Origin of the sequence: Nocardia sp. NPDC058497 (assembly GCF_042720195.1) — a bacterium.
Classification (GTDB): Bacteria; Actinomycetota; Actinomycetes; order Mycobacteriales; family Mycobacteriaceae; genus Nocardia.
In genome coordinates this window covers 500-5,159 of sequence record NZ_JBHXMY010000430.1, presented here as the reverse complement: position 1 = coordinate 5,159, position 4,660 = coordinate 500, and the positions used below count along the sequence as shown (strand labels likewise).

At 71.0% G+C, this 4,660-nt stretch carries 7 protein-coding genes; 2 read left to right on the top strand and 5 right to left on the bottom strand.

All coding sequences use genetic code 11. The features are described 5' to 3' along the window. Positions 1 to 67: 67 nt before the first annotated feature. From ACFWPJ_RS23960 to ACFWPJ_RS23945, 4 genes are all read right to left on the bottom strand, one after another. A complete protein-coding gene (locus ACFWPJ_RS23960; protein WP_378854634.1) occupies positions 68 to 211 on the bottom strand; it encodes a hypothetical protein in 144 nt (47 codons plus the stop codon). Between the two features lie 24 nt (positions 212 to 235). Further along, entirely contained in the window at positions 236 to 781 is a 546-nt protein-coding gene (locus tag ACFWPJ_RS23955; RefSeq protein WP_378854633.1) for a YceI family protein, read from the bottom strand. Positions 782 to 871: 90 nt separating this feature from the next. Further along, positions 872 to 1,066 carry a hypothetical protein gene (locus tag ACFWPJ_RS23950; protein ID WP_378854632.1) on the bottom strand — a complete coding sequence of 65 codons (195 nt, stop codon included), beginning with the start codon at positions 1,064 to 1,066 and terminating at the stop codon, positions 872 to 874. Beyond that, positions 1,063 to 2,340, bottom strand: a complete 1,278-nt coding sequence (locus ACFWPJ_RS23945; protein ID WP_378854631.1) for an MFS transporter — start codon at positions 2,338 to 2,340, stop codon at positions 1,063 to 1,065. Before ACFWPJ_RS23945 ends, ACFWPJ_RS23950 begins: the two co-directional genes overlap by 4 nt. 104 nt (positions 2,341 to 2,444) lie before the next feature. On the opposite strand from ACFWPJ_RS23945, the gene ACFWPJ_RS23940 reads away from it, so the two are divergent. Beyond that, on the top strand, positions 2,445 to 3,287 hold the full coding sequence (locus tag ACFWPJ_RS23940; protein WP_378854630.1) for a DUF72 domain-containing protein: 843 nt from the start codon (positions 2,445 to 2,447) through the stop codon (positions 3,285 to 3,287). Positions 3,288 to 3,476: 189 nt separating this feature from the next. Continuing rightward, positions 3,477 to 3,914, top strand: coding sequence for an Rv3235 family protein (locus ACFWPJ_RS23935; protein ID WP_378854629.1), 438 nt, complete (start codon positions 3,477 to 3,479; stop codon positions 3,912 to 3,914). 406 nt (positions 3,915 to 4,320) lie between these two features. Here ACFWPJ_RS23935 and ACFWPJ_RS23930 read toward each other — a convergent pair whose 3' ends face one another. Beyond that, positions 4,321 to 4,539 (bottom strand): hypothetical protein, encoded by a 219-nt coding sequence (locus ACFWPJ_RS23930; RefSeq protein WP_378854628.1) that lies wholly within the window; start codon positions 4,537 to 4,539, stop codon positions 4,321 to 4,323. Between the last annotated feature and the right edge of the window lie 121 nt (positions 4,540 to 4,660).

Below are 4,660 nucleotides of genomic sequence, written 5' to 3'. Positions count from 1 at the left end.
CAACGCGTCGGCAGTCCGGGCCTGGGGGGTACCAGGCGCGGTAAGGGCACTGTGTCGTCGTCTCGGTTCACAGGCCGCCGCCGAGGTCCTTGCCGTAGTTGGGCGCGAGCGTGGCGCTGGATTCGGATCCAGGTGCGGTCGAACCGCTACCGGCCGCGACGAACAGCGCGAGGCCGGCTGCGAATCCGGCCAGGAAACGACGTCCTGCCATGCGCCCTCCTGTACTCGGTGCCGGTCAGCTCTGTAGGCCGACCTCGATGTCGAGCGTGAGGGCGATCTTGTCGCCGACCACGACGCCGCCGTTGGCCATCGGCATCTCGGTGGTGATCCCGAAATCACGGCGGTTGATGGTCGCGGTGGCGGTGAAGCCCGCGACCGGCGCGTCGCCCATGCCGGGGCCCGCGCCCAGGAATTCCACGTGCAGGGTGACCGGGTGGGTGGTACCCCGGATGGTGAAGTCACCGGTGACCTCGAACTCGTCGCCGAGGGGACGGAAGTCGGTGGCCTTGAACGTGGCGACGGGATAGTGGGCCACATCGAAGAAGTCGGCGGTGGCCAGGTGCTCGTCGCGCTGCGGGTTGTCGGTGGTGACCGAATCGACCTGTATCTCGACCACGGTGTCGGCGGTGCCGTCGGGATGGACGGCCAGCGCGCCGGAGAAGATCGTGAAGCGTCCGCGCACCTTGCTCACCATCAGATGGCGCACGGAGAACTGCAGAGCCGAATGGCTGCGGTCGATGACCCACGTTCCCGCGGACAGGCCCTGGGTAGGTGCCGACATGATCTCTCCTCACCGAGCGAACCGGCCGCGGTGGCCGACGTGATGTGAAGCGATGACGGCAACCAGCCTAGCCCGGCACCCGCCCGGCGGTCAGTCTTCGCTGCTGGTGCGTTCGCCGAGGAATCGCAGCAGCGCCGGATCGGCGGAGGTGAACCGGTCGACCTCCTGACCGCCGGTGCATTCGAACAGGCCGACGGTCACCGAGTCGGCGCGGCGGGCGAGCACCCGCCAGATCGCGCCGGAATCCTGCCAGCGGCGCAAGGTCTCGACCGGGTTCGCGGTCATGCCCGCACCTCGCTGTCGCTGGGCTCCGGCCGGACAACCGGGGCGGCGGCGACCGGCTCGCGATAATTCGCGGCGACCAGCGCGAGGCAGGCCGCGGCGATCAGCGCGACGACCAGATACATGGCGGGATAGCCGAAGCCGAAGCTGCCGTGCAGGGCGGACAGGACGGCGGGCACACCGAAGCCGAGGTAGCTCACCGAGTAGAAGACGGCGTTGAGCCCGGCCAGATCACCGGGACCCGCGATCCGCTCGATCTGCTGCAACCCCGCGACCAGGCCGATGCCGTATCCACTGCCGAGCACGACGGCGGTCAGCAGCGTCACCCAGATGCTCAGGGTGGCCGCCGTCCACGACGCCAGCACCATGCCCGCGGTGAGCAGCACCAGGGCCAGGACCGCGGCGCGGGCGGTGCCGGGCCGGTCGATCCGCCGGGCGACCGATTGGATGGTGAAACCGCAGCCCAGCGTCACCATGGTGACCAGAGCGGAGAAGGCGATCGGGGCGCCTTGCACGCGCGGCAGCATCAGCGTCGGCAGCACGGCGTAGGCGGTCGCGTTGGCGGTGAACAGCCACAGCGCGATCGGCACCGCGACCCGAAGGAAGCGGCGGTGCCCGGCGGCCGGGATCTTCAGATCGTCGCGTAGCCTGCCCGGATTCGGCTGTCGCGTCACCGTTTCCGGCGACTTGGCCACCCAGACCGCAGTGGCGACGCACAGCGCCGCGTTGACGAGATAGGCGGTGGAATCGGGCAGCGGCCCCCACTGCGCCAGCACACCGGCCACGCCCGCGCCGAGCGCGAACCCTGCGGTCAGGCTCATGGCCGAGCGGCGAGCGCCGACACCGGCGGCGGCCGCGGCATAGGGCGGCTGGGAGAGCTCCTTGAGCCAGCTGCCGCCGACCGCCATCGCCAGTCCGAGCGCGACGCCGCACAGCATCCGCCCGGCCGCGAGCATCGGGACGGAGGCCGCGCCCGCCGCGAGCAGCAGCGAACCGGCGGCCGCGATCAGCGGGGCGGGCAGCATCAGCGGGCGGCGGCCGAACCGGTCCGAGAGCGGGCCGCCGATGAGCAGCGCGGGCACGATGCCGAGGACGTAGTAGAACAGCAGCAGGTCGACCGCCGTCAGCGGCAGGCCGTGGCTCTTGTACATCACCAGCAGCGGGGTGAACTCGTTGCCGCCCCACGCGATCGCGACCATCGCCGCGGAAACACCGAGCCACGCGCGGGTCCGTGTGCCGGAGACAGCACGGGGCCGTTCACTGGTGAGAATCGCCATCACAGGCCCTTTCCGTCGTGCGCGCACCGGGGCACGCTCACGGGGCGAGTGGTGGCAACCGGTCTCATTTTAGGCGCGGTCGATCGCTGTACTACCGTCGGCCTGTGCGTGAGCTGCGGGTCGGGTGTGCGATGTGGACGCATCCGCAGTGGCAGCAGCGGTTGCCCGCGCCGGGGGAGCGGCTGCGCGCCTATGCCGGGCACTGTGGTGCTGTGGAGGGCAACACCACCTTCTACGCGACGCCGTCGGCCTCGACCGTCGAGTCGTGGGCCCGGCAGACGGCGCTGGATTTCCGGTTCGTGCTCAAGCCGCCGCGTGCCGTCACGCACGAGCGCAGGCTCGTCGACGCGCACGCCGAGCTGTCGGCCTTTCTCGACGTGATGGCGCCGCTCGGGTCGCGGGTGCACGCCCTGTGGATTCAGCTGCCCGCCTCGTTCGGGCCGACCGATCTGGGTGCGCTGGCCCGGTTCCAGCGTGACCTGCCCGCCGGGCTGCGGTGTGCGGTCGAGGTGCGTCATCCGGCGTTCTTCACCGACGAGCGCGCCGCGGTGCAGCTGGAACGGGTGCTGGGCCGGATCGGTGCCGAGTGGGTGCCCTTCGACACGACCGTCCTGTTCGACGGACCACCTGGCGACCCGTCGGAGTACGAGGCGCGCGCGAAGAAGCCACGGGTGCCGCGGCGGATGCGGGCACTGACCGAGTATCCGATCGTGCGTTACCACGGGCGCGCCGACGAGGACCGCACTGTCGCGGGCTGGCAGCCGTGGGTGGAGACGGTCGCACAGTGGCTGCGCGAGGGCCGCTCACCGACGGTGTTCGTGCACACTCCCGACAATGCCGCCGCGCGCGGGCTGGCCCGCCGTTTCCACGACGCGGTCGGCGCCATCGTGCCGGAGCTCCCGCCGCAGCCCACTCCCGAGCCCGACGAACCGATGACCCTGTTCTGAATTCCCCGGACGCTTGTCGGACCCCCGTGGCATGCTGTGCGCCAGCACTGGGGAGTGGGTGGGCGGACTCGAAGGGGACGAGTGATGTCTACGGAGCGAATGTCGTTGGCGCGTGCGCCGCATTGCGAGCCCGGCCTCGAAACAGCGGCAATGTCGTCGCGATCTCAGCGGGCTGCGGTGGATATCGCTGTGCCGCAGCGACATCCGGGTTCGGTGCGCCGTCGAGCCACCGGTGGTGCGCCGTTCGGTGTGCGCCGGGCGGTCAGCGCGTCGTGTACACAGGGCAGGCGCGGCGAGGCCGAATCCGTTGCCGAGGCACAGCGATTCGCCGAGCAGTCGGTGCGGTTGGTGCTCGAGGTCGTCGACCGGCGCAGAAAGCCCGACCAGTTGCGCCCGGTCACCGACCCGCGGGTCCTGGAATCGGTGCGCACCATGCTCACCCAGGACCTCGCCCCCGGCCGCAGCCTCGGCGCCGCCACGGTCAAACACGTGCGGGTGACCGCGACCGAGCTGGGCGCCGCCGAGATCTTCGCCTCCTATCAGCGCGGCCCGCGAACCCTCGCGATCGCGGGTCGCATCGAATTCACCAAGGATCGTTGGCGTTTGGTAGCCCTGCGACTGTTCTGATAGGCGTCAGCGCCGGGCGGCTCATCCGGTTTCGACGGGTGTGCCGCCCCGATGGCGCGTGGTGTCGAGGCCGATCAGCCCCAGCGCAGGTCGTTGGTGAGGGCGATGGTCCGCGGCAGGCGGCCCGGTGGCGGAGGTCGCGTTGACCAGCCACGCGGTGTGCGGTCGAGGATTCGAGCATCGCCGGCTCCGGCCGCCGTCTACCGGGACGGTACGCGTGCCGGTTGAACGTGTGTGGACGGCGAGCCGTGGTCGTGGCGAGGGCCGGGGGAACGGGCCCCGCCGCCCGAGGAGCGGGGTCCGTGTGCCGCGCCGACCTGGGGGAGGGTGGGTTGAGACCCTGGCGCGGCTGTGGTGCGGTGGTGCGCCGGTTCCGTGGCCGGTCTTTCGGGCAGCGCACCACCTGTTATTCGGTGCGTGGGCGATTGCGGCTTGGTTGTGCGCCACCGCTTTCCGGCGCGTCGTCCTCGGGGCCGTCAGGTAGCCTGCGCGCGCCGCTGGCCACCTCGACGACCAGATCGTCGTAGCCGCAGCCCAGTTCGTGCAAGCGCAGTTGCGCGGCGCGGAGTTCGGGCTCGGCACCGCAGGCGAGCGCGCGGTAGGTGAGGGCGGCGAAGTGGGCCATGCGATCGACGACCGGCCCCCATCAGACGGGGTGCAAAGGCCCCCGCGGAGCGCGCCCGGGGGGGCGCGTTTACCACCCCCCGGACCTATACCCAAACACACACGCCCCCCCCCCCACCAAA